Source organism: Lentzea tibetensis (assembly GCF_007845675.1).
Classification (GTDB): domain Bacteria; phylum Actinomycetota; class Actinomycetes; order Mycobacteriales; family Pseudonocardiaceae; genus Lentzea; species Lentzea tibetensis.
This window is the reverse complement of the sequence record NZ_VOBR01000011.1, coordinates 243,883-267,154: the sequence shown is the minus strand read 5'-3', so window position 1 is coordinate 267,154 and position 23,272 is coordinate 243,883. Positions and strand designations below refer to the sequence as shown.

Below are 23,272 nucleotides of genomic sequence, written 5' to 3'. Positions count from 1 at the left end.
GAACCCCGACTACGACCGGGTCCTCGCCCAGCGCCTCGCCGACGTGGGCGCCCACGTCGGCGCCATGACACCGGGCCAGCTGGCCGAGTTCGTCGCGGAGAAGCTCACATGACCAGACCGGACCTGCTCGCCCTGACGCCGGACGCGCTCGCCGCGCTGGCCAACCGCGGCCTGGTGAAGCGCGCGGCCAAGGAGCTCGACGCGGGCGCGGGCCCGGCCGTCGAGATCGACGCGGACGGCGTCGTGCGCGGCACCTTCAGCGACGGCGTCTCGTCCGCACTGCCGCCGCGCACGACGCTCGACGCCGCGGTGTGCAGCTGCGGCGCGCCCGGCGTGTGCCGCCACCGGATCGCACTCGTGCTGGCGTACCAGCGCTCGTGCGGTCCTGCCGACGCGCCGCCCGCCGAGGTCTGGTCGCCCGGCTCGGTCACCGACGACGAGCTGGTGGCGTTGTTCGGCGAGCCCGCGGTGCGCCGGGCCGACCGCACCCGGCGAGCCGGGTACCAGGCCAAGGTGCGCAGACCGACGACGGAGGACCCGACGGCCGTCGCCGAGCTGCCGACCTGCGTGGTCAGCTTCCTCGTGCCGGGCGACCTCGCCTTCGCCCGCACCGACGCGACGATCGCGCACCGCGACGAGGCCGTCGTGCTGGCGGTGTGGGCGTTCCGGGTGGCCGACGAGCTCGGTCTGACGGGGTCCTCCCGGTTCGACGTGGGCGGTGGCCCAGCCGCGGCCGCGGACCTGCGCACGGTCGGCGCGCTGCTGGAGGAGTTGCTCGAGGAAGGCGCGGCGCACGCGAGCCCGGTGCTGGACGCGACGTGGCTCCGCCTGCAGCGCGACCTCGTCACGCGCAAGCTGCACTGGCCGGCCGCGGCGATCGACGACCTGCTCGGCCAGCTCGACGCCTATCGCGCGCGCAGCGCCGCGTACGAGGCGGAGCGGTTCGCCGAGCTGGTGACCGAACTGCACGCGCGCGCCACGGCGACGGGGTCGCGCTCGGAGGTGCTGGGTGCGGACGAGCCCGCGGAGACACCGCTGCGCCGGGTGCGCCTCACCGCGCTGGGCTGCCGGATGCGCACCGAGCAGGCAGCGGACGTCTACTTCGCGTCGGGCGAGGTGGTGCTCGTGCACCGCGACACGGCCCTGCGCACCGCGCGGACGCTGGCGGCGGCGAACGTCGTGTCCGAGTCGGCGTCGCGCAGCGCGAGTCGCGTGCTCAAGCTCAAGACGAGCCGGGTGGCGAAGACGTCCGTCACCCCGGTCGGCACGGCGTGGGCGGACCTGCCCGCCGCGCTGGTGGTCCACGACCTCGCGCAGGCCGAGGCGCAGCTGGCCGCGCTGCCACCCCGTGTCGTCCGGGCGCGGGTGGCGGCCGAGCTGGTGCGAGTGGTGCGGATCGCCGGGGTCGAGCACGTCGGCTACGACCCGGCGGCACAACGGGTGGAGGCGGTGATCACCGACGTCGCCGGGCGAAGCGCCACGGTCGAGATGACGCACCGCAGCGTCAGCCCGCACGCGCTCGACGCGCTGGCCGACGCGTTGCGGGCCGGGCCGTTGCACGTCAGCGGGAGCCTGCGCCGCGCACGGGGCCGGATCGTCATCGATCCGCTGGCCGTGCACACGGAGTCCGGTGTCGTGGTGCCGGATCTCGCGGGCACGAGCACGTCACCGGTGCTCGAGCACACCACGACGACGACCGAACCGATCAGCGCCGCCGTCAGCAGCGCGTTGACGGTGCTGGCGGAGGCGGCGCATCGCGGGCTCCACCACCTGCCGCCGAGCCTGCCCGCACGGCTGCGCGAGGTCGCGGCCGAGCTGCACCAGACCGGCCTGCGCACCTCGGCCGGTCTGGTGAACGCCTTCGTCGAGGAGCCCGCCCCCCGCACCTGGCTCGCGGCGCACCTGCGGCTGCTGGTGACCGCGGAGTTCCGCTAGCGCCCGGCGTTGATCAGTTGCTGAACAAGCCGTTCATGGTGCCGAAGTCGAGCGCGCCCTCCAGCTCGGAGTACGTGCCCTTGGTGAGCAGCTCGACCGCGGCCCGCTGGGCGACGGTGTAGGCGGCCTGGCTGATGCCGGTGCCCACGCTGACCCGCCGCACCCCGGCCTGCTCGAACTCGGCGACCGTCGGCGCACCCGGCCACGCCATCACACCGACGGGCAGGTCGGTGCTCTTCGTCAACCGCGCCAACAGGTCCAGGTCGATCAGTCCGGGCACGAACAGGCCGTCCGCGCCCGCTTCGGCGTACGCCGCGGCCCGCCGCAGGACGTCGTCGAGCCTGCCGTCGGCCTCGCCGATCTGGAACAGGAAGACGTCCGTGCGCACGTTGATGAAGAACTCGGCCAGCCCGGCCTCAGCAGCGGCCGCACGCCCCGCCCTGATCCGGTCTGCGTGCTCGGCGGCGGTGAACAGCGGGCCGCCCGGCGCTTTCGAGTCCTCCAGGTTGATGCCCGCCGCACCCGCCTCGATCACGGCCTCGACGGTCTTCGCCACGGCCTCGGGCTCGTGGCCGTAGCCGCCCTCGACGTCCGCGGTCACCGGCACGTCCACGACGGCCGTGATCCGCCGCACCTGCTCGATCATCTCGTCGCGGGTCATGCCACCACCGTCGGACTTGCCCACGCTCCACGCGACACCACCGCTGGTCGTGGCGACCGCCTTCGCGCCAGCTCCCGCGATGATCGCGGCGCTGGCCGCGTCCCACGCGTTCGGCAGCACGAGGATTCCGCTCGCGTGCAACTCCCGCAGTGCCAAAGCCTTCTGCTCGATCCCCACGACGTTCCCCCTAGTGATCCGCACGTCCGGCCGCAGACTACCCATGGACCCCGGTGCGCCGCTGCTAGGTTCGGGCGCGTGATCGAGACCGATCTGGCGTTGGCCGACGGCCGCACGGTGCACGTGTACGACACCGGTCCGGCAGGTGAGCTCGTCGTGTTCTGGCACCACGGCACGCCGAACATCGGCACGCCGCCGGAACCGCTGTTCGCCGTGTCGGACCAGCTCGGCATCCGCTGGGTGTCGTTCGACCGGCCCGGCTACGGCGGGTCGAGCCCGCAGCCCGGCCGGACCGTCGGCTCGGTGGCCGCGGACGTCGCGGAGGTCGCCGACGCACTGGGCATCGAACGGTTCGCGGTCATGGGCCACTCCGGTGGCGGGTCGTTCGCGCTGGGGTGCGGCGCGCTGCTGCCCGACCGGGTCGTCGCGGTGGTCAGCGCCGCGGGCATCGCCCCGTTCGACGCGGCCGGGCTGGACTGGTTCGCGGGCATGTCGGAGTCGAGCGCCGGCTCGCTCCGCTCGGCCGCGGCCGGTCGCGTGGCGAAGGAGGCCTACGAGGCGCGCCCGGACAACCCGGAGATGGAGTTCGCGCCAGCGGACCTCGCCGCGTTCGACGGGCCGTGGGGCTGGTTCGGCAGCGTCGTCGGCCCGGCGCTCGCGGGCGGTCCGGCGCCTCTGATCGAAGACGACCTCGCGTACGTCACGCCGTGGGGCTGCGACCCGACGACGATCACCGCGCCGGTCCTGCTGCTGCACGGCGGGCAGGACCGGGTCATCCCCAGCTCCCACGGCGAGTGGCTCGCCCGCCACTGCCCCACCGCTGAGCTGCGACTATTCCCCGAGCACGGCCACATCTCGGTGCTCAACGACGCACCGGCGGCGCTGGAGTGGCTCCGCACCGCGGGCGACCGGTCGATCGGCCTGCCCTAGCCTGTGCCCGTCGAGCATCACCGAACGGACGGATTCGTCTAGATGATCCAACAATGGCTGGAGACCATCCCGCCGCTGCTGGTGTACCTCACCGTCGGCCTCGTGATCGGCGTGGAGAGCATCGGCATCCCGCTGCCGGGCGAGATCGTCCTCGTGGGGTCGTCGCTCCTGGCGTCCCAGCACGACGAGCTCAACCCGCTGTGGATCGGTGTCTTCGCGGCCACGGGCGCGATCATCGGCGACAGCATCGGCTACCTGCTCGGCCGCAAGCACGGCGCCAAGCTGTTCGCCTTCGCCGGCCGGAAGTTTCCCAAGCACTTCGGCCCCGAGCAGATCGAACGGGCGCGCGGCACGTTCGCGAAGCACGGCGCGTGGGCGGTGTTCTTCGGCCGGTTCGTCGCACTGCTGCGCATCCTCGCCGGTCCGCTGGCCGGCTCGATGCACATGGCGTACGGCCGTTTCTTCGCCGCCAACGCACTGGGCGGCATCGTCTGGGCGGGCGGCACCACCGCGGCCGTGTACTACCTGGGTGTCGTGGCCGAGAAGTGGCTGCACCGCTTCTCCTGGATCGGCCTCGCGTTCGCGGTGGTCTCCGGCGTCACGATCATGCTGGTGCTGCGCAGGCGTCACCGGCGCACGCTGGAAGAACAACCGCAGGAAGCCTGATCTCGGCGGCAGGCGCCGCGACCCACCGGGCCGCGGCGCCACCCCCAGTTCTCAGCCGCTCAGCCGCAGGCCACCGGGCCCCAGCTGCCGCGGAAGCGGTCCACCGAGTGCGAGCCCATGACGAGCGAGCCGCTCACCCAGACGCACTTGCCGTTCGTGCCGGTCACCGCGACGCCGCCCGCGTACAGGTCGTAGACGCCGGAGTCCGAACCCTGGTAGCTCAGACCTTCCCTCTTGATGGTGACGGTCATGCTGTGCTTGCCGGGCGCCATGTCGTAGAGCTGCACGCAGTTCGTGCCCCCGGCGGCGCTGGAGTACCGGAGCTCGAGACGTCCCTGGGTGTCGCCCAGCTGGTTGGACAGCACCTTCGGGAAGCCGGGCACCATGTTGCCCGCGCACTGGTCGACCAGCTTGTACGGCGCCGGCGTCGACGGTGCCGCCTGCGCGGCGGGTGCGGCGGCCAGGCATGCCAGCGCCGCCATGGCGCCGATCAGGACTTTCTTCACTTTTCGCACTCCCCTGCTGAGCCTGATGTGAACTCGGCAGACTCTCGCCGAGTGCTCTAACAAGCCACTAACAAGCGGCTACCCTCGGTGCCGAGGGGGAAGACTCGGTGCGGTTCGGTGTGCTCGGCGCGGTCGAGGTCAGGCGCGACGGCGTGCCGTTGCCCGCGGGTAGTGGCAGGGAGCGGTTCGTGCTCGCCACGCTGCTGCTCGGTGCGGGCACGACGGTGCGCGCCGACGCGCTGGTCGAGGCGCTCTGGCCCGTCCCGCCGCCGACCGCGCGGGCCCAGTTGCACAACCTGGTCAGCAGGCTGCGCGGGCGGCTCGGCGCGGGAGTGATCGTCTCCCGGCCGATCGGCTACGAGCTGTGCCTCGCCGGGCACGAACTGGACCTCGACGAGTTCCGCTCGCTCATCTCCCGTGGACGGGAGCTCGCCGAGCGGGGTGAGCAGGCGGCCGCGGTCGGCGCGCTGACCGACGCGCTCGCGTTGTGGCGTGGTCCGGCGCTCGCCGACGTGCCGGACGAGCTCGTCGTGGCGATGCGGCAGAACCTGCACGACGAACGGCTCGCGGCGCTCGAGGCGCGACTGGACGCCGAGCTCGCGCTGGGACGCGGCGACGACGTGCTGCGCGCGCTGCCCGACCTCGTCCGCGAGCACCCCTACCGGGAAGGCCTGCGGGAGAAGCGGATGCGGGCCCTGCTGCACGCGGGCCGCCGCGCGGAGGCGCTCGAGGAGTACCGGCGCGTGCACCGGACGTTCACCGCCGACCTCGGCATCGAACCGGGCGAGTCGTTGCGGCGCTTGGAGAGCCAAGCGCTGCGCGGGGTGACGGCGATGGTCGTGCCGCAGCAGCTCCCCTCGCACCTGGTGCCCCTGGCGGGCCGGGTCGAGCTGGTGCGGGAGATCAGCGAGGCCACCGGTGTGGTGCTGCTGCTCGGCCCCGGCGGCGTGGGCAAGACGGCGCTGGCGCTCGCGGTCGCGCGCCAGGCCGACTTCCCGGACGGCCGGCTGTACGCGGACCTGCGGGCCACGCCCGATCCGCACGAGGTGCTCGGCCGGTTCCTGCGCGCGCTCGGCGCCGACCCTCCGCCCGACGACCCGGCGGAGCGGATCTCGTTGTACCGCAGCCATCTCGCGGGCAGGCGGGTGCTGGTCGTGCTCGACGACGCGCGGGACGAGGAGCAGGTCCGCCCGCTGGTGAACGGGCAGGCGACGCTGATCACCTCGCGGCACCGGCTGGGTGCGCTGCTGGGCGTGACGCGGTGGACGGTCCCCGTGCTGACCACGCCGGAAGCCGTTGAGCTGCTGGCGAACGCCATCGGTCAGGACCGCGTCGCGGCGGAGCACCACGCCGCTGCCCGGATCACCGAGCTGTGCGGGCATCTCCCGCTCGCCCTGTCGGTCGCCGCTGGTCTGCTGGCGGTCAACACCACCTGGCGGCTCGAGGACCTGTGCTCGCGGCTGGCCGGCGAACGTGATCGCCTCGACACGCTGCGGGTGGGTGACCTGGACGTCCGGGCGGGCATCGGGCTCAGCTACCACGCGCTGGACCCGTTGGCGCGCAAGCTCTTCCGGCGGATCGGCGGACTCACCGCACCGGACTGGCCCGCCTGGGTCGCCACCCGGCTGGCCGGCGGCCTGGACGCGCTCGTGGACGCGCACCTGGTCGAGCAACTCGGCCGGGACGCGGCCGGGCAGGAGCGGTTCCGGATGCACGACCTCGTCCTGGCTTTCGCCCGTGAGCAGGACGAGGACAGCGACCCCACCGACGTGCTGACCGGCTGGCTCGCGCTCGCGGCCGATGCGGACGACCTCATCCCGCACGAACTGGTGCACCCGCCCGCGGTCACGGCGGTCCCGCCGACGGACGCCGCCCGGCGCGCACCGCTCGACTGGTTCGAGGCGGAACGGCAGAGCCTGGTCTGCGCCGTGGAACAGGCGTGCGCGCTGCGCCGGGCGGACCTCGCCGTCGCGCTGGTGCTGCGGATGACGGGCTTCTGGTGGCTGCGCTCGTACAGCGGTGAGCTGGAACGCCTGCTGCGCGCCGTGCTGCTCCTGGACGACGACGTCCGGCTGCACGACGCGTTGTTCGAGATCCGCCTGCAGCGCAACCACTACGCGGAACTGTCGGCGATCGCCGATGCGCTGATGGCCGCCGCCCGCACCCCGGAGTGGGAGGCGCGGGCGTTGCGCAGACGCGGCCAGGCGGCCGCCCGGCTCGGCAGGCTCACCGACGCGATCGACTGGATGGAGCAGGCCGTCAGCGCGGCCCGTTCCGCCTGCCCCGATGTCGTGCGGCACTGTCTCGCGAGCCTCGCCTGGACGCTCGCCGAGGCAGGCGATCCCGCGCGCGCCGTGCCGTTGTTCGCGGAGGTGCTCGCCAACGGGCCGCAGACGGTGCGCACGTCGTTGATCCACTACCACCACGCCATCGCGCTCACCGACCTCGGCAGGCTCGACGAGGCGGAGGTGGAGCTGACCAACGCCCGGAAGATCGCCGAGGAGGCGAACGAGACGAGCGGCCTCGCCTACCTCGACCAGGCGGCCGCCGACGTCGACATCCGGGCGGGCCGGTGGGCTCAGGCGACGTTGCGCCTCGAGGCGGCGCTCGCGGTGCACGAGGAACACGCGTGCGCGGACGGGATCGGCGAAGTCCTGCGTGCCCAGGCGGATCTGGCCATCGCGACCGGCCGCACGCGGGACGCGGTCGGGTATCTGCGGCACGCGCTGGACGTCTGGCGCCACGTGGACGACCAGGTCCAGATCGCCCGCGTGCTCGCCCGCCTGCACCGCGTGGGCGCGGGTGGCGACGAGTACCGGGCGGTCCTGACCCGGCTGGGTCTCACCGAGTCCTGCTTGCGCCTTCCGTGATCCTGATCGTGCTGGCGGACAACCGCACCGAAGCTAGCGCTTCTCCTCTCGCAACAGTCCAATATCCTCTCGAATCAACGTCGACAGTTCCTCAGCTCGATCAAATAGCACGAAGGCGGCGTCCTGTACGGTCTTGAAGTCAGCTTTGTTGAGATGCGTGACCATGCGCAAGTCGAATATCGACATCTGCGAGTGCACGCGTTCAGCAGCATCACGAACCTTCGCAGACCCGTACAGCTCGACCGGCGGCAGGTTCTCCACGATTTGCACCGATGCTTTCCGCACGTTTTCGAACGTGTCTTCCGACAGCTCACGCCCATCCTGCGCAGACAATTCGACACGCCCTATCATGGTTACAGCAGCGGTTTTCCACCTGGCCAGGGAATAAAGCATCCGCGCATGACCATCGAGCCGCGCGGCGTGCCAGAGCTTCAGCAGGTCGTGATCGCGTTCGTTGCGCAGCTTGGTCATTTCGCGGTCGTAGCGCAGCTCCTCGCGATCCCTCTCCCGCTCCCAACGCTTGTCATCGCGTTTCGCCTGCACCCTGCCGCCGATCACCGCTCCGCCCAGCGGGCCGACCAGTGCGATCACCGCGAGCGAGTACGTGACCCACAGCGGGATCTGGGTGGCTGACATGGTTGCACCGTATCCATCAAGCGTCTGCTCCACCCGGTGGATGCGGGCCGACGGTGGTGGCGGCCACCGCCGTGCCGTCAGCGTCCGAGCCCGACCCCGCCGTTCACCCCGATGACCTGACCGGTGATGTGCCCGGCCTCGGGTGAGGCGAGGAACGCGACGGCCGCGGCCACGTCGACCGGCCTGCCGGTGCGCCCGTTCGCGGGGTTGCCGATCAGCTTCTTGCGCCGTTCCTCGGACAGGGTGCCGCCGAAGAACTCGGTCTCCTCGGTGACGCCGGGCGAGACGACGTTCACCGTGATGCCGCGACCGCCGACCTGGAACGCCAGCTCCGCGGTCCACGCCTCGAGCGCGGCCTTCGCCGGGCCGTAGCTGCTCGAACCGCGACGCGCCGCGATCGAGCCGATCGTCACCACCCGCGCGTCGTCGGCCAGCCGCGGCTCCAGTCCCGTCGTGACGAGCACGGCGCTGAGCACGTTGGACTCGAAGTTGGCGAGCCAGACGTCCCGCACGGCCGAAAGGGTCTCCGCAGCGGGGAGGCGCCGCGTCATGTTGCCGCCCGCGTTGTTGACCAGCACGTCCACCCGATCCGGCAGATCAGCCAGCGCGGCCTGCACCTCCTCCGGCGAAGACGCGTCGAAGGTGACCGCCTTCGCGTTGATCTCGGCTGCGGCGGCGGCCAGCACGTCGGCGCGCCTGCCGGTGATCACCACGTCCAGCCCCTGCTCGACCAGGCGTTTGGCCACCGCTTTCCCGATGCCCGTGCCGCCACCGGTCACCACTGCTGTTCTTGTCATGTGTGCTTGATACCAAGATTCGGCCGCCTTGGTAAGCGCTTACCAAGGCAGCGGACCCGCGGCGTCGAAGTAGCCCCCGGTGGGGCCGTCCTGGCCCACCTGCGCCATCCGCACGATGATCTCGGCGCCCTGCTCGACGGTCTGGAACCCGGTGTTCCCGTTCAAGTCGGTCCTGGTGAAGCCGGGCTCCACCGCGTTGATCCGCATGGCCGGGAACGCCTTCGCGTACTGCACGGTGATCGTGTTGACCGCGGTCTTCGACGCCGGGTAGGCCACACCGGGGTAGCCGTGCTGCGGGGCGTCCGGGCTGGTGAGCCGGGTCAACGACCCCAGGCTGCTGCTGACGTTGACCACGACCGGGGCGGCGGAGCGGTGCAGCAGCGGGAGGAACGCGTGGGTGACGCGCACCGTGCCGAAGACGTTGGTCTCGAACGTCCGCCGCATCAGGTCCGCGGTCACGTCCGCGGCGCCGATCACGGTGTTGCCGTCAGCCCTCTCCTCGATCCCGGCGTTGTTGATCAGCACGTCCAGCCCGCCGCCCGCCTCGACGACCTGCGCGGCGGCCGCCACGGAGGCGTCGTCGGTGACGTCGAGCTGGACCGCCCGCGCGCCCAGCTCGGCCGCGGCCCGGCGTCCGCGTTCGGCGTCCTTGCTGCCGACGTACACGGTGTGACCCGCTGCGACGAGTTGCCGGGCGGTCTCGAAGCCGAGTCCCTTGTTCGCTCCGGTGATCAGAATCGTTGTCATGCCTCAACGGTCCTGTGCGGCAGTGCTGTCAGCCAGCCGCCTTTTCTTCCTGGGACCGCCGGTACCAGGCACCCGCCTGGCCCGCGATGCAGACTGGGTGGTGTGAGGACGGCGGAGTTCGGCAAGGCGGTGCGCCGCTGGCGCGACCAGGTCTCCCCCGAGTCGGCGGGGCTGCCCGCGGGCGGACACCGGCGCGCGGCCGGGCTGCGGCGCGAGGAGCTGGCGCTGCTGGCCGGGATCTCCGTCGACTACGTCACCCGCCTCGAACAGGGCCGGGCGACCAACCCGTCCGAGCAGGTCGTCGAAGCGCTCGCCAGGGCACTGCGGTTGTCGGCAGACGAGCGCGTCCACCTGTTCCGGCTGGCGGGCCTCGTCCCGCCGGGCCCGGACACGGTGCCCGCGCACATCACGCCGAGCGTCCAGCGGCTGCTGGACCGGCTGACCGGCACTCCGGTCGCGGTCTCCGACGCGGCGTGGACGCTGATCGTGGCCAACCCGCCGTACGCCGCGCTGATGGGCGATCCGACCGGCCAGCGCGGCTTCGAGCGCAACGGCGTGTGGCGCAACATGGTCGGCCCCGGCTCTCGCGTCCGGCACACAGCGGAGGAGCGGCGCGAGTTCGAGGCCACGATGGTCGCCGACCTGCGCACGGCTGCCGCCCGCTACCCGGCCGACCAGCGGCTGCGGCAGCTGATCGCCGAACTGTGCGCGAAGAGCGCCCGGTTCGCCGAGCTGTGGGACTCCGGTGCGGTCGGCCACCACGTGGCCGCGCGCAAGACCATCGACCACCCGCGGGTGGGGACGCTGACGCTGGACTGCGACGTGCTCACGGTGGCGGGCAGCGACCTGCGCATCATCGTCTACACCGCCGAGCCGGGCACCGAGGACGCCGAACGCCTGGCGCTGCTCACCGTGCTGGGCACCCAGGCACTCGTCGGATGACGACAGCCACAAGGCGCCGTTTTCCGTAACCTGAGGCCCGTGATCACCAACCGCGACCTCTACCGATCGGTGCTGGACGCATCCGAGGACACGACCCGGACGCTCGAGGAGTACCTGCGCGCGCTCTGGCAGCTGGGCCGTGCCGAGCGGTCCCGTTCCGCTCTGCCGCTCGACGTGGTCTCGAGCATGCTGATCGGCGCCGTCACGGCTCCCGTTCCCCCGTTCGACCCGGCGTGGCGGACCAGCGACCTGGCCGTGGTGTCCGGAATGGACGGGTTCGAGGTCTGGGAACAGTTGATCCTGTCGCAGATCGCCGACCTCCGGGACTTCGCGGAGGGACCGGAGCTGTCCTATCCGGACTTCGGCGTGAACGTGCCGCGCCGCCCCGGTGACGGCAGCCGGGCCAGCGGGTTGCGCTGGTACAACCACAACGTGCCGCAGTACCTGGAGTGCGCCATGGCGGGCGCGCTGGGCGGCTGGGATCCCGGCGACGGGATCCGCAAACCCCTGCCGGGACCGTCGGTCCAGCTCTACCCCGAGCCGCAGGGCGTGACCTCGGTGCCGGCGCTCACCTGGGCGGACATGGTCGATCTCCTCGAGTGCGGCCAGGAGTACGAGTAGCCGATGGTGGAGCTGGCTCCACCACGAGGACGCCCCTTGCCTCGACTGACTTGGGCAAGATCCGTTCCTAGCCTTCTCCCATGACTTCCACACCATCCGCGAACCGTTGGCAGGCCTGGGTTCTGCGCTACCCGCTGATCACGTTCTTCGGCCTCGCCTTCGGCATCAGCTGGCTCGCCTGGATGCCGTACATCCTGTCGTTCGACGGGCTCGGCGTCCTGCACTTCCGGTATCCGGACTTGATCATGGGCAACCAGCTGACCGCGATCCTCCCCGGCGCCTACCTCGGGCCGCTGACCGCGGCGTTCACCGTCACCGCCGTCACCGAGGGACGTGCGGGACTGCGCCGGTGGCGCAAACGGCTGTTCCAGGTCCGCGCCGGACTCGGGTGGTACGCGCTGGCGCTGCTCGGGGTTCCGGTCGCGGTCGTGCTGGGCACGCTGGCGATGGACGGCGCGCAGGAGGCGATGCGGTTCCCGTCCACGATGGCGCTCGCGGTCTACCTGCCGATGCTGGTGATCCAGTTCTTCACCACCGGCCTGGCCGAGGAGCCGGGCTGGCGCGACTTCGCGTTGACCCGCCTGCAGGAGCGCCACCACCCGCTCGTGGCGACCACCATCCTCGGCGCCGTGTGGATGGCCTGGCACCTGCCGCTGTTCCTCACCCCGTGGGCGGGCCCCGACGCCGGACCCGAGGCGATCGCGCGGTTCTTCGTGCTGACGATGTCGATCAGCTTCGTGATCACCCTGGTGTTCAACAGGACGCGGCAGAGCGTGCCGCTGATCATGCTGCTGCACGCGAACGCCAACAACTTCGCGTCGATCGCCTGGTCGGAGATCTTCCCCGGCGACCGGGCGGACTGGCAGTGGGGTCAGGCACTCGGGCTCTGCACGTTCGCGCTCGTGGTGATCGCGGTCAGCCGCGGCAGGCTGGGCCTCCCCCGAGCCACGGCCGCCACGACCACCGTCGAGCCGAAGGCCGGGGTCCACGCGTGACCACCACCCTCGTCGGCACCAGCGCGTTGCGCATGGACGCCGTGACCAAGACCTACGGCACCGGGGAGAGCGCGGTCACCGCGTTGCGCGAGGTGTCCATCGGGATCGCCCGCGCCACGTTCACCGCGGTCATGGGCCCGTCGGGATCGGGCAAGAGCACGTTCCTGCACTGCGCGGCGGGCCTCGACCGGCCGACGTCGGGCCGGGTCCGGCTCGGCGACGTCGAGCTGGCCGGGCTGAAGGAGGCCAAGCTGACCGCGGTGCGCCGCGAGCGGGTCGGGTTCGTCTTCCAGGCCTACAACCTGATGGCGGCGCTGACCGTCGAGCAGAACGTCGCGCTCGTGCCGCGCCTGTCGGGGCACGAGATCGACGGCGCGTGGCTGCGGGAGCTGCTCCACCGGGTCGGCATGGGCGACCGCGCCGACCGGCGTCCCTCGCAGCTGTCCGGCGGGCAGCAGCAGCGGGTCGCGATCGCCCGCGCGCTGATCAACCGGCCCGAGGTGGTGCTCGCCGACGAGCCGACCGGTGCGCTCGACAGCCGCACCGGCCGCCAGGTGCTCGAGCTGTTCCGGCAGCTCGTCGGCGAACTGGGGCAGACCGTGCTGATGGTGACCCACGACCCGGTCGCCGCCTCGTACGCGGACTCGGTCGTGTTCCTCGCCGACGGCCGGATCGCGGGCGAGCTGCGCGCTCCCACGGCCGCGCAGGTGTCCGACCGGCTGACCCACCTCGGGGAGGCGTGAACCGTGTTCTCCCTCGCCTTGAGCACGATCAGGGCCCGCCGCGGCGGGTTCGCGGCGGCGTTCGTCGCGCTGTTCCTCGGTGCCGCGGTGATCACCGCCAGCGGTGTCCTGCTGGAGTCCGGCCTGCGGTCCGGTGTCACCGCGGAGCGCTACGCCGCGGCTTCGGTGGTGGTCGGCGGCAAGCAGGAGCTCGACGAGGCGCAGGGCCCGTCCACCCCGTTCGCCGAACGGGTTCCGGTGCCCGCCGGCCTCGCGGACCGGGTCGCACGGGTGCCCGGAGTCCGGGCCGCGGTCGAAGACCGCAGCATCGAAGTGGACGTGGTGCCGCCCAACGGTGACGTACCGGTCTACGCACACGGCTGGTCGTCCGCGGGCCTGGCGCCGTTCGAGCTGACCTCGGGCAGGCGGCCGGAAGCGCCCGGCGAGGCCGTGCTCGACGCGGCGCTCGCGGCACGGGCCGGACTGTCCACAGGGGACACCACGCGGATCGCGGTCGGCTCCGTTCCCGCGGAGCACCGGGTGGTCGGGCTCGTCTCGGCGCCGTCGCTGCGCAGGCAGTCCGCCGTCTTCGTCACCGACGACGTGGCCGCGCGGTGGTCCGGCCGGATCACCGCGGTCGGGGTGTTCGCCGAACCGGGCGTGGACGCCGACGAGCTCGCGCGCCGGATCACCGCCGAGGTCGGCCTGCCCGCCCACACCGGGCACGACATCGGGGACGTCGAGTTCCTGGACGTGGGCCAGGCTCGGGGTTTCCTGACCGCGCTGTCCGGGTCGCTCATGGGCACCATCGCGATGGTCGTGCTGTTCGTCGTCGCCTCCACGCTGGGACTGTCGATCCAGCAGCGGCGCCGGGAACTGGCGGTGCTGCGGGCGATCGCGGCCACCCCGAGGCAGATCCACCGGATGATCGGCGCCGAGGTGCTCCTGGTGGCGGTGACCGGAGCCGCGCTGGGCAGCCTGCCGGGTTTCGCCGCGGCCGGACTCCTGCGCGACGCGTTCGCGGCTGCGGGTGTGTTGCCACCCGACCTCGAGCTCGCGTACAGCCCGCTTCCCGCCGTGGCCGCACTGCTGTTGTGCGTGCTCGGCAGCCGGGCGGCGGGGTACTTCGCGGCGCGGCGGCTGGCCGGTGCCAACCCCGTCGACGCGCTCGGTGAGGCGGCCGTCGAACCCGCGGAGCTCGGCACCACCCGGCGGGTCGCGGGCGTGGTTCTCCTGGTGCTCGGCGCCGTGGTGGGCATCGCGATGCCGTTGCTGGTGCAGGGCCGCGCGGCACTCGGCGGTGCGGCGGGTTCGGTGCTGCTGCTGATGGTCGGTACCGCGCTGCTCGGCCCGCACCTCATGCGGATCGCCACCGCACTCGCCGCACCGGTGCTGGGCCGCGGCCGGATCAGCGGTTTCCTCGCGGTGGCCAACACGAGGGCGAACGCACGCAGGCTCAGCGGGGCGGTCATCCCGCTCGCGCTCGCCGTCGCGATGGCCGCGGTGCAGCTCTTCAGCATCTCCACCGCGGATGCCGCGGCCGCCGACCAGGCCAGTGCGGGGGTGCGTGCCGACTTCGTGCTGTCGGGCGGTCCGTCCGGTCTGGCACCCGAGGTCGTGGCCGCCGTGCGGCAGGTGCCGGGTGTGCGGTCCGCGCTGCCGGTGGTGCGCACGCAGATGCTGCTGGAGTACCGGATGTTCGCCGAGGTCGAGGCAGAACCCTTTGCCGCACAAGGAATCGAGCCCGAGCACGTGGGCACGGCGATGGACCTCGCGGTCACGTCCGGTTCCCTGGACGAGCTGCGCGGCGACACGGTCGCGCTGAGCAAGTCGGCCGCGGGCATCGCCGGAGCCGGGGTCGGCGACACCGTGCACGTGCACCTGGGGGACGGGGTGGAGAAGGACCTCCGGGTGGTCGCGACCTACGCCAACGGGCTCGGGTTCGGCGACGTCACCGCGCCGCGCGACCTGATCGCCGGGCACACCACGAACGGGTTCGACGACGCGATCCTGGCCTCCGCTTCCGACGGAGCGGGGCTGCGGGAGCTGTCCGCGCGGTATCCGGGCCTCTCGGTGCTCGACAGGTCCGCGTTCGCCGCCGCCCAGCGGGAGCAGCAACGGCAGCAGTCGTCAACCAACCTCATCGGCAACGGCTTCCTGTTGCTGTACCTGGTGATCGCCGTGATGAACACGCTGGTGATGGCCACCGGCGCGCGCACGCGGGAGTTCGCGATGCTGCGGTTGATCGGCACGAACCGCAGGCACGTGCGGCGGATGATGACGCTGGAGGCGGGCATCGTGGTCGCCGCCGCGACCGCGATCGGCACCGCGGTGGCGGTCGTGCCGCTGATCGGGCTGAGCCTCGCGACCACCGGGCGCGCGCTGCCCGCCGTCGACCCGCTGACGTACGGCGCTATCGTGCTGGCCACCGCCGTGATCGGGTTCTCCGCGATCGTGCTCGCCACCCGCTCGGCCATGCGCGGACGCCCCGTCGACGCCGTCGGCTCGGGCGCCTGACGTGAGACCGCCTGCCACCCGAGGAGCCACCGTGACCGACCGACCGCGGCTCAGTGCGTGGCGGTTCCTCGCCTGGACCGCGGTCGTGGGACTCCAGGCGCTGGCCGTGTCGATCGGGCTGCTCCTGTGCGTGGCGTTCGTCGTCACGCTGCCGCTGCTCCCCCGCGTCCTGCGGTTCGGCCGCGGGCTCGCGGCGGGCGAACGCGACCGCGTCGGCCGCTTCCTCGCCACCCCGATCCCGCCGCCACCGGCCACCGAGGACCCGACCTGGCGCGACCTGCGCTGGCTCGTGCTGCAGACGACCGTCGGCGGGCTGGCGGGATCGGTGCCGATCGGGTCGGTCGCCGGCGTGCTGCAGAACGTGGTGGTGGCCGCGGTCTGGCCGCTGTTCCCCGGCTCGACCTCGACGCTGAACATCCCGGTGGAGTCGTGGGGTGGAGCGGCGCTCGCGGTCGTCACCGCCGCCGGCTACGGCCTGCTGGGCGTGCTCGCCGTACCGCCACTCGCCCGGTGGTACGCCAACCTCAGCGCCGACCGGCTCGGGCCGCGCAAGAAGACGCTCGTGGCCCGCCTCGCCGAGGTCACCGCGACGCGCGCGGCCGCGCTCGAGGCGCACGGCACCGAACTGCGGCGCATCGAGCGCAGCCTCCACGACGGCACGCAGAACCGGCTGGTGGCGGTCGTGATGCAGCTGGGCATGGTGGAACGCGTGTTGAGCCGCGACCCGAGCGCGGCGCTGCCCATGGTGCGGGGCGCGCAGGACGCCGCCACCGACGCGCTCGCCGAACTGCGCCGGGTGGTGCGCGACATCTACCCGCCGGTGCTCGCCGACCGGGGCCTGTCCGGCGCGGTGGCGTCGCTGGTGGCGCACTGCCCGATCCCCTGCACGCTCGACGAAAGGCCGCTGCCCCGCGCACCGGCGGCGGTGGAGGCCGCGGCGTACTTCGTCGTGGCCGAGGCGCTGACCAACGCCGTGAAGCACAGCGGGGCCGACCAGATCACCGTGAGCCTGCGCGACGAGGACGGGGCGATCGTCGTCGAGGTGACCGACAACGGCCGCGGCGGCGCCGACGAGGCGCACGGCACCGGGTTGCTCGGCATCCACCACCGGGTCGCCGCGTTCGACGGCACCACCAGCATCGACAGCCCTCCCGGCGGACCCACCGTCATGCGGGTCGACATCCCTGCGGGACCATGAACCGTGCGCATCGTGATCGCCGAGGACGACGCCCTGCTGCGGGAGGGCCTCACACACCTGCTGCGTGCGGAAGGCATGGAGGTCACCTCAGCCGTCGACAACCCCGATGACCTGCTCGGCGCCATCGAGTCCGACCGCCCGGACGTCGCGGTGGTGGACATCCGGATGCCGCCGACGTTCCGCGACGAGGGCCTGCGCGCCGCCGTCGAGGCGCGCAGGCGGTGGCCCGGCCTCGCGGTGCTCGTGCTGTCGGCGCACGTCGAGGAGAGCTACGCGACCGAGCTGCTGGCCGACGGCGCCGGTGGTGTCGGATACCTGCTCAAGGAACGGGTCGGCAAGGTCGCCGACTTCCTCGACGCGCTGCACCGGGTGACCGCGGGCGGCACCGCGATGGACCCCGAGGTGGTCGCGCAGCTGCTCGTGCGACGGCGCGCCGACGACCCGCTGCGCGGCCTGACCCCGCGCGAGCGGGAGGTGCTGGGCCTGATGGCGGAGGGCCACTCCAACGCCACGATCGGCAGCATGCTGGTCGTCAGCGACGGCGCCGTCCACAAGCACATCGGCAACATCTTCAGCAAGCTCGGACTGCCCACGACCGACGCGGGCCACCGGCGGGTGCTCGCGGTGCTCGCCTACCTCAAGGCGTGAGGGCCGAGCTCAGCCCGCCGTCGCCTTGGCGAGGCAGATCGTCGTCCTGACCTCGGGGTAGGCCAGCGCGAGCTCGACGTCCGGCCCGCACACCGACTTGTCCGCGGTGTCCTTGACGACCTTCGCCCCGGAACGCGCCGAGCATCTTGCAGTCGGCCTTCGGGACCTCGGCGCTCAGGAAGGTGCCGAAGAGGCTGCCGTAGCACTCACCGTCGACGAGCACGGGGATCAGGCAGAGCTTCGTGCTGCCCTTGGTGTACTCGGAGTACTCGTCGCCGCACGAGTCGGTGGTCTTGCGCAGCTCCCGGCCGACGACGTAGTTCTCCTTGCCCGAACCGCAGTCCACCTTCTCGTACTTCGTGTCGATGGTGGCGCCGCTCACCACCGCGCAGTCACCGGCGACGGCGTGGCCCGCGTCGGTGAACCCGCCCTGCGACTCCCTGATCACGACCCACACGATGATGGCCGCGAAGACGGCGCAGACCACGACGAGCTTGACGAGCAACGGGTTGCGGGGCTGCCTGGCGACCAGCGCCGGATCGATCGGCGGCGCCTTCGGCAAACCGGACGACCTGGGTTCGTCGACGGGCGGTGGGGGCGTGGTCATGGCGGGCCTTCACTGTTCGGCGTGCACGGTGGTCGCCTGGTTGCCGGAACAGTCCCCCCAGACTCCGGATCACTGTAAGCGATGGGCCGATCGGACCAGTACCACTCGGACGAGCGTCACATCACGAGCGTCCGCAGTGGACGGCCCCGGCAGACTCCTCAGGCATGACTGTTCCGTCGGCGTGGGCGCCGCTGCGGCGTCCGGCGTACCGCGCGTTGTGGCTGGCCCAGTTCGCGTCCAACATCGGCACCTGGGCGCAGACGGTCGGCGCCCAGTGGCTGATGGGTGACCTGGGCGGGTCGGCGCTGCAGGTCGCGCTGGTGCAGACCGCGACGACGCTGCCGGTGTTCCTGCTGGTCGTCCCGTCCGGTGCGCTGGGCGACATACTCGACCGGCGGCGCGTGCTGATGTCCGGTCAGGCGCTGATGCTGGCCGGTGCGGCGGGACTGGTGCTGCTGACCGCGAGCGGCGCCGCGGCCCCGGTGTCGCTGCTCGCGTTGATCGCGTTGATGGGTGTCGGACAGGCGTTGTCGATGCCGTCGTTCCAGGCGATCCAGCCGGAACTGGTGTCGCGCGAGGAGATTCCGCAGGCCGCGCTGCTCAACGGCGTGAACATGAACGTCGGCAGGGCGATCGGGCCCGCGCTCGGTGGCCTGCTGATCTCGCTGGCCGGGCCGGAGGCGACGTTCGCGTTCAACACCGCGTCGTTCCTCGGGGTGATGGTGGTGCTGTGGCGCTGGAAGCGGCCGGCGGAGCACCGCCCGCTGGGCACCGAGCACGTGCTCACCGCGGTGCGCTCGGGTGCCCGGTACGTGCGCAGCTCGCCGCTGTTCTTCCGGGTGCTGGTGCGCTGCATGCTCTTCATCGTGTTCGGCAGCGGGCTGTGGGCGCTGCTGCCCGCGATCGCGCGCGGCCCGCTGGGTCTGGGCGCGACCGGGTACGGCGTGCTGCTCGGGTGTGTCGGTGCCGGGGCGATCTGCGGTGCGTTCGTGGTGCCCGCCCTGCTGCGGCGGACCGGGAAGAACCTGCTGGTCACGATCGCGACCTGCGTCTACGGCGGTGCGACGGCTCTTGCGGGTGTCACCACCGCGTTCCCGCTGGCCGTGCTGGCGATGCTGCTCGCCGGCGCGGCGTGGATCGCGGTGCTGTCGACGCTGAACGCGACCGCGCAGGTGCTGCTGCCCGCGTGGACCCGCGCCCGTGCGTTGGCGTACTACCAACTGGTGCTGATGGGCGGGCAGGCGCTCGGCGCGATCGTGTGGGGCACCATCGCGGACGTGTGGGGCCTGCGGGCCGCGATGCTGGTTCCCGCGGCGGGCATGGTGCTCGTGCTCGCCTATGCGGCCCGCGGTCTGGCGCTCTCCGACCGGCGGCTGGACGTGAGTCCCGCGACGTACTGGGAGGAGCCGCCCGAGATCGACGGCGACGCGGCCACCGGGCCGGTGCTCATCACCGTCGAGTGGCGGGTGGACCGCGCCAACAGCGAGCCGTTCATCGAGGCCATGCGCCGGGTCGGCCGGTCGCGGCGCCGCACGGGCGCGACGCAGTGGGGACTGTTCCGCGACTCCGCCGACCCCGACCTGTTCCTGGAGACGTTCACCGTCGCGACCTGGCACGAACACCTGCGGCAGCACCAGGAACGCGGCACGGTGAACGACCAGCAGGTCCAGGACGCCGCGCGGTCGCTCGTCATCGACGGCACCACACCGCTGGTGCGGCACCTGATCTGGGCCGAGAGCCAGGAGCGCGACTAGTCGTGCTGACCCCGCTCCGGTTCAGGGCAGGTGCCGGGCCTCCTGCGGGGCGGTGTCCGTGCGCAGGCGCAGTGCGTCCTGCCCCGGCGGGGCGCCGAAGAGCCTGCGGTACTCGCGGTTGAACTGCGAAGGGCTGTCGTAGCCGACGAGATGGCCGACGCCCGCGACGTCGTCCGCGGTGGCGATCAGGAACGAGCGGGCCTCCTGCAGGCGGATTCGTTTCTGGAACTGCAAGGGGCTCATGGCCGTGACGGCCCGGAAGTGCCGGTGGAACGCGGACGGGCTCATCCCGGCCAACCGGGCGAGGTCCTCGATGCGCATCGGTTCGGCGTAGTTGTCGCGGATCCACCTGATCGCGCGGCTGACGTGGGCGAGACCGCTGTCGGCAAGGCCGATCTGGCGGATCATGCCGCCGTGCGGTCCGGTGAGCAGCCGCCAGAGGATCTCCCGCTCGATCAGCGGGGCCAGCACTGCGGCGTCCGCGGGGTGCTCGAGCAGCCGCAGCATCCGGGCCACCGCGTCGAGCAGGTCGGCGCCCGCCTTGCCGGTGCTCAGGGCGGGTGGGCTGGTCGTGCCGCGGGACCGCGGTCCGGCGGAGGACTCCAGCAGCAGCGAGGCGATGGCCGCCGGGCGCAGCACCAGACCCGTGCCCAGTGCTGGAGTTCGCGGGCTCGCGCCGATGAAGTGACCGGTGACGGGCAGGTCGGCGGTGACCACGAGGTAGTCCCCCGCCCGGTATGTGAAGACCTCGTCGCCGAGCAGCAGCCGCTTGCCGCCCTGTGCCATGACGACGAACAGCGGCTCGGTCAGCGAGTAGTCCGGTTCCACCGTCTCGACCCTGGACAGCAGCAGCCCACTGATCGACGTCCCGAGGTCCGGTCGGGCGTGGGTCGTGATGAGGCGGCGGATCTCGTCCAGGAGCACACCTCACGGAAGCATCCGCGGTACGCCTACGCAAGCCCGATCAGGGCGAAGTCGAGAGGATTGGGCAAGAGGTCGCGTGGATCGGTCTACCGAGCTCACCCGGCTCCCGCTTCGATGGAACTACCGATCCGACAAGCACTTTGGAGCCACGACATGTCACTCGACCACTACGTCACCCTCGGACGATCCGGCCTGCGGGTCAGCCCGTTCGCGCTCGGCGCGATGACCTTCGGAGAGGATCCTGGTAGCGCCGGCTGCAGCGTCGAGGAGTCGGAGAAGATCCTCGCCACCTACCTGGACCGCGGCGGGAACTTCGTCGACACCGCGAACTTCTACGCCAACGGCCACTCGGAGAAGATCCTCGGCGACTGGTTCGCCGCGCACCCCGGACGCCGCGACCGCGTGGTGCTCGCGTCGAAGTTCTTCACCAACCTGTTCCCCGGTGACCCCAACGGTGGCGGCGCGGGCCGGTCGTCGATCATCGCCCAGCTCGACGAGTCCCTGCGCCGCATGCGCACCGACCACATCGACCTGTACTGGCTGCACAACTGGGACCGGCACACCCCGATCGAGGAAACCCTGCGCACACTGGACGACCTGGTCCGCGCCGGGAAGATCCGCTACGTCGGGTTCTCCAACACGCCGGCGTGGGTCACCGCGCAGGCGCAGACCACGGCGCTGCTGAAGGGCTGGACCCCGCTGATCGCGTTGCAGGTCGAGTACTCGCTGCTGGCGCGCACGGTCGAGGGCGAGCTCGCGCCGCTGGCACAGGACCAGGGCATGGCGCTGGTCCCGTGGAGCCCGCTGAAGAACGGCTTCCTGTCCGGCAAGTACCGGCGCGACGGGAAGGTCACCGACTCCGCCCGCGCCGCCTTCGTCGGCGGTCCCAGCGACGACGAGTTCACGGTCATCGACACCGTCGCGGCCGTCGCCGACGAGCTCGGCACGACGTCCGCGGCCGTGTCGCTGGCCTGGCTGCGCGCCCGCGAAGGCACCGTCGTGCCGATCCTGGGCGCCCGGCGCGTCGAGCACCTCGACAGCAACCTCGCCGCACTCGACGTCACCCTCACCGCGGAGCACCTGCGGGTGCTGGACGAGGTGTCGGCGCCGACGCTGAACTACCCGGCACCGTTGCACGGCGCGTTGCGGGCGATGCTGCAGTTCGCCGGAACCACCGTCGACGGCGAGGCATCCGGCGTCTACCCGCCGCTGTTGCAGAGCGCCGTCCGCTACTAGGCCCGTTCACCGAGAGTTCACCTCACGATTGCCACGACTCGCCACGCGCGCGCATCTCAGTGTCGGAGGATCTGCTCCCGACCACAGGTCCCCGAGGTGGCACAAGTGAAGAGAACGTTCGGCATCGCACTGGCGGTCCTGCTACTGGCGGGCGTCGTGACCGCCATCGTGCTGGGCCGCGGCACCGGGGACGAGCCTGCTCGGCTGACCACCGTGCGCGGTGTGATCGGATCGGAGAAGCTGGCCTTCTTCGCCGACCAGCGGGTGAAGGACGTGTTCGCCCGCAACGGGTTGAAGGTCGAGGTGGATCCCGCGGGTTCGCGGCAGATCGCGACTGCCGTCGAGCTCGACCGGTACGACTTCGCCTTCCCCTCCAGCGCTCCCGCCGCGGAACGCATCCAGCGCGACCGCAAGGCCGCGCGCACCTACGCGCCGTTCTCGTCGCCGATGGTGATCGCCACGTTCGACCCGATCGTCGAGCTGCTGACGAAGGCGGGCGTGGTGCGGCAGGGTTCCGGCTACCAGGTCTTCGACGTGCAGAAGTACCTGGAGCTGGCGGCGGCGGGCACGCGCTGGGACCAGCTGCCGGGCAACACCGCCTACCCGGCGCGGAAGAACCTGCTCGTGACGACGACCGATCCGCGCGACTCGAACTCGGCCGCGATGTACCTCGCGATCACGTCGTTCGTCGCCAACGGCGGCGTGGTGACCACGCCCGACGCGGAGGCGAAGGTGCTGCCCGCGGTCAGCAAGCTGTTCCTGGACCAGGGTTTCACGCAGAGCAGCAGCGAAGGACCGTTCGAGGACTACCTGTCCGCGGGCATGGGCAAGTCGCCGCTCGTGCTGGTCTACGAAGCCCAGTTCGTCGACCGGGTGGTGCGGGCGGACGCCACGATCCGGCCGGACATGAAGCTGCTCTACCCGGCGCCGACCGTGTTGTCCAAGCACACCCTCGTGCCGCTGAAGGAGACCGGCGACAAGGTCGGGCAGCTGCTCTCCACCGATCCGGAGCTCGGCAGGCTGGCGGCGACGTTCGGCTTCCGCACCTCGGATCCCAAGCACTTCAACGAGATCGTGCGGGACAAGCAGGTGGCGGTGCCGCAGACGATCGTGGACGTCGTCGAACCACCCGCGCACGAAACCCTGGAACGGATGCTCGAAGCGATCGCGAAGCAGTACTGAA

The 23,272-nt window shown here is 71.9% G+C and carries 21 protein-coding genes; 14 read left to right on the top strand and 7 right to left on the bottom strand.

Annotated features, from left to right (window positions below):
* Positions 1 to 108: 108 nt before the first annotated feature.
* A complete protein-coding gene (locus FKR81_RS19555; RefSeq protein WP_146353517.1) occupies positions 109 to 1,935 on the top strand; it encodes a hypothetical protein in 1,827 nt (608 codons plus the stop codon).
* Positions 1,936 to 1,948: 13 nt separating this feature from the next.
* On the opposite strand, the gene FKR81_RS19550 is transcribed toward FKR81_RS19555, so the two are convergent.
* Positions 1,949 to 2,773, bottom strand: a complete 825-nt coding sequence (locus tag FKR81_RS19550; RefSeq protein WP_235921642.1) for an isocitrate lyase/PEP mutase family protein — start codon at positions 2,771 to 2,773, stop codon at positions 1,949 to 1,951.
* Between the two features lie 78 nt (positions 2,774 to 2,851).
* Here FKR81_RS19550 and FKR81_RS19545 point away from each other — a divergent pair, with 78 nt between their 5' ends.
* Together FKR81_RS19545 and FKR81_RS19540 are read left to right on the top strand one after the other, a co-directional pair.
* The gene (locus FKR81_RS19545) at positions 2,852 to 3,703 is read left to right on the top strand and encodes an alpha/beta fold hydrolase (protein ID WP_146353515.1); all 852 of its coding nucleotides are present in this window, start codon (positions 2,852 to 2,854) and stop codon (positions 3,701 to 3,703) included.
* Between the two features lie 42 nt (positions 3,704 to 3,745).
* Entirely contained in the window at positions 3,746 to 4,369 is a 624-nt protein-coding gene (locus tag FKR81_RS19540) for a DedA family protein (protein ID WP_146353514.1), read from the top strand.
* 59 nt (positions 4,370 to 4,428) lie between these two features.
* Here FKR81_RS19540 and FKR81_RS19535 read toward each other — a convergent pair whose 3' ends face one another.
* Entirely contained in the window at positions 4,429 to 4,875 is a 447-nt protein-coding gene (locus FKR81_RS19535; RefSeq protein WP_146353513.1) for a hypothetical protein, read from the bottom strand.
* Positions 4,876 to 4,982: 107 nt separating this feature from the next.
* On the opposite strand from FKR81_RS19535, the gene FKR81_RS19530 reads away from it, so the two are divergent.
* Positions 4,983 to 7,745 (top strand): AfsR/SARP family transcriptional regulator, encoded by a 2,763-nt coding sequence (locus FKR81_RS19530; protein ID WP_146353512.1) that lies wholly within the window; start codon positions 4,983 to 4,985, stop codon positions 7,743 to 7,745.
* A gap of 33 nt (positions 7,746 to 7,778) precedes the next feature.
* On the opposite strand, the gene FKR81_RS19525 is transcribed toward FKR81_RS19530, so the two are convergent.
* The 3 genes from FKR81_RS19525 to FKR81_RS19515 all read right to left on the bottom strand — a co-directional run bounded on the left by FKR81_RS19525 (position 7,779) and on the right by FKR81_RS19515 (position 9,925).
* Positions 7,779 to 8,381 (bottom strand): hypothetical protein, encoded by a 603-nt coding sequence (locus FKR81_RS19525; RefSeq protein WP_146353511.1) that lies wholly within the window; start codon positions 8,379 to 8,381, stop codon positions 7,779 to 7,781.
* 77 nt (positions 8,382 to 8,458) lie between these two features.
* Positions 8,459 to 9,178 carry an SDR family NAD(P)-dependent oxidoreductase gene (locus FKR81_RS19520; protein WP_146353510.1) on the bottom strand — a complete coding sequence of 240 codons (720 nt, stop codon included), beginning with the start codon at positions 9,176 to 9,178 and terminating at the stop codon, positions 8,459 to 8,461.
* Positions 9,179 to 9,217: 39 nt separating this feature from the next.
* Positions 9,218 to 9,925, bottom strand: a complete 708-nt coding sequence (locus FKR81_RS19515; protein WP_146353509.1) for an SDR family NAD(P)-dependent oxidoreductase — start codon at positions 9,923 to 9,925, stop codon at positions 9,218 to 9,220.
* Between the two features lie 102 nt (positions 9,926 to 10,027).
* Here FKR81_RS19515 and FKR81_RS19510 point away from each other — a divergent pair, with 102 nt between their 5' ends.
* The 7 genes from FKR81_RS19510 (at position 10,028) to FKR81_RS19480 (ending at position 17,568) form a co-directional block, all read left to right on the top strand.
* Positions 10,028 to 10,867, top strand: coding sequence for a helix-turn-helix transcriptional regulator (locus FKR81_RS19510; protein ID WP_146353508.1), 840 nt, complete (start codon positions 10,028 to 10,030; stop codon positions 10,865 to 10,867).
* 39 nt (positions 10,868 to 10,906) lie between these two features.
* Positions 10,907 to 11,488: a hypothetical protein gene (locus tag FKR81_RS19505; RefSeq protein WP_146353507.1), complete on the top strand. Its 582-nt coding sequence runs from the start codon at positions 10,907 to 10,909 to the stop codon at positions 11,486 to 11,488.
* An 80-nt stretch (positions 11,489 to 11,568) separates the two neighbouring features.
* Entirely contained in the window at positions 11,569 to 12,483 is a 915-nt protein-coding gene (locus FKR81_RS19500) for a CPBP family intramembrane glutamic endopeptidase (RefSeq protein WP_146353506.1), read from the top strand.
* A gap of 32 nt (positions 12,484 to 12,515) precedes the next feature.
* Positions 12,516 to 13,226, top strand: coding sequence for an ABC transporter ATP-binding protein (locus tag FKR81_RS19495; RefSeq protein ID WP_146353541.1), 711 nt, complete (start codon positions 12,516 to 12,518; stop codon positions 13,224 to 13,226).
* A gap of 3 nt (positions 13,227 to 13,229) precedes the next feature.
* Positions 13,230 to 15,722: an ABC transporter permease gene (locus FKR81_RS19490; protein WP_146353505.1), complete on the top strand. Its 2,493-nt coding sequence runs from the start codon at positions 13,230 to 13,232 to the stop codon at positions 15,720 to 15,722.
* Positions 15,723 to 15,753: 31 nt separating this feature from the next.
* On the top strand, positions 15,754 to 16,920 hold the full coding sequence (locus tag FKR81_RS19485; RefSeq protein ID WP_146353504.1) for a sensor histidine kinase: 1,167 nt from the start codon (positions 15,754 to 15,756) through the stop codon (positions 16,918 to 16,920).
* A gap of 3 nt (positions 16,921 to 16,923) precedes the next feature.
* Entirely contained in the window at positions 16,924 to 17,568 is a 645-nt protein-coding gene (locus tag FKR81_RS19480) for a response regulator (RefSeq protein ID WP_146353503.1), read from the top strand.
* Here the strand turns inward: FKR81_RS19480 and FKR81_RS19475 are convergent.
* Positions 17,558 to 18,175 (bottom strand): LppU/SCO3897 family protein, encoded by a 618-nt coding sequence (locus FKR81_RS19475; RefSeq protein WP_146353502.1) that lies wholly within the window; start codon positions 18,173 to 18,175, stop codon positions 17,558 to 17,560. The two genes, FKR81_RS19480 and FKR81_RS19475, sit on opposite strands and share 11 nt — an antisense overlap.
* A 164-nt stretch (positions 18,176 to 18,339) precedes the next feature.
* On the opposite strand from FKR81_RS19475, the gene FKR81_RS19470 reads away from it, so the two are divergent.
* Complete coding sequence (locus FKR81_RS19470) at positions 18,340 to 19,929, top strand: MFS transporter (RefSeq protein WP_146353501.1); 1,590 nt, start codon at positions 18,340 to 18,342, stop codon at positions 19,927 to 19,929.
* A 21-nt stretch (positions 19,930 to 19,950) separates the two neighbouring features.
* On the opposite strand, the gene FKR81_RS19465 is transcribed toward FKR81_RS19470, so the two are convergent.
* Positions 19,951 to 20,853 carry an AraC family transcriptional regulator gene (locus tag FKR81_RS19465; protein WP_146353500.1) on the bottom strand — a complete coding sequence of 301 codons (903 nt, stop codon included), beginning with the start codon at positions 20,851 to 20,853 and terminating at the stop codon, positions 19,951 to 19,953.
* A gap of 153 nt (positions 20,854 to 21,006) precedes the next feature.
* Between FKR81_RS19465 and FKR81_RS19460 the strand changes: the two genes are divergently transcribed.
* Positions 21,007 to 22,089 (top strand): aldo/keto reductase, encoded by a 1,083-nt coding sequence (locus FKR81_RS19460; RefSeq protein WP_146353499.1) that lies wholly within the window; start codon positions 21,007 to 21,009, stop codon positions 22,087 to 22,089.
* A gap of 105 nt (positions 22,090 to 22,194) precedes the next feature.
* Positions 22,195 to 23,271, top strand: a complete 1,077-nt coding sequence (locus FKR81_RS19455) for a hypothetical protein (RefSeq protein ID WP_146353498.1) — start codon at positions 22,195 to 22,197, stop codon at positions 23,269 to 23,271.
* Position 23,272: the final 1 nt, after the last annotated feature.

Bases quoted from the DNA above. Each gene is read 5' to 3' on its own strand.
- FKR81_RS19555 (WP_146353517.1), top strand. From the start codon at position 109: ATGACCAGACCGGACCTGCTCGCCCTGACGCCGGACGCGCTCGCCGCG.
- FKR81_RS19540 (WP_146353514.1), top strand. From the start codon at position 3,746: ATGATCCAACAATGGCTGGAGACCATCCCGCCGCTGCTGGTGTACCTC.
- FKR81_RS19525 (WP_146353511.1), bottom strand. From the start codon at position 8,381: ATGTCAGCCACCCAGATCCCGCTGTGGGTCACGTACTCGCTCGCGGTG.
- FKR81_RS19520 (WP_146353510.1), bottom strand. From the start codon at position 9,178: ATGACAAGAACAGCAGTGGTGACCGGTGGCGGCACGGGCATCGGGAAA.
- FKR81_RS19515 (WP_146353509.1), bottom strand. From the start codon at position 9,925: ATGACAACGATTCTGATCACCGGAGCGAACAAGGGACTCGGCTTCGAG.
- FKR81_RS19500 (WP_146353506.1), top strand. From the start codon at position 11,569: ATGACTTCCACACCATCCGCGAACCGTTGGCAGGCCTGGGTTCTGCGC.
- FKR81_RS19495 (WP_146353541.1), top strand. From the start codon at position 12,516: ATGGACGCCGTGACCAAGACCTACGGCACCGGGGAGAGCGCGGTCACC.
- FKR81_RS19475 (WP_146353502.1), bottom strand. From the start codon at position 18,175: ATGACCACGCCCCCACCGCCCGTCGACGAACCCAGGTCGTCCGGTTTG.
- FKR81_RS19470 (WP_146353501.1), top strand. From the start codon at position 18,340: ATGACTGTTCCGTCGGCGTGGGCGCCGCTGCGGCGTCCGGCGTACCGC.
- FKR81_RS19460 (WP_146353499.1), top strand. From the start codon at position 21,007: ATGTCACTCGACCACTACGTCACCCTCGGACGATCCGGCCTGCGGGTC.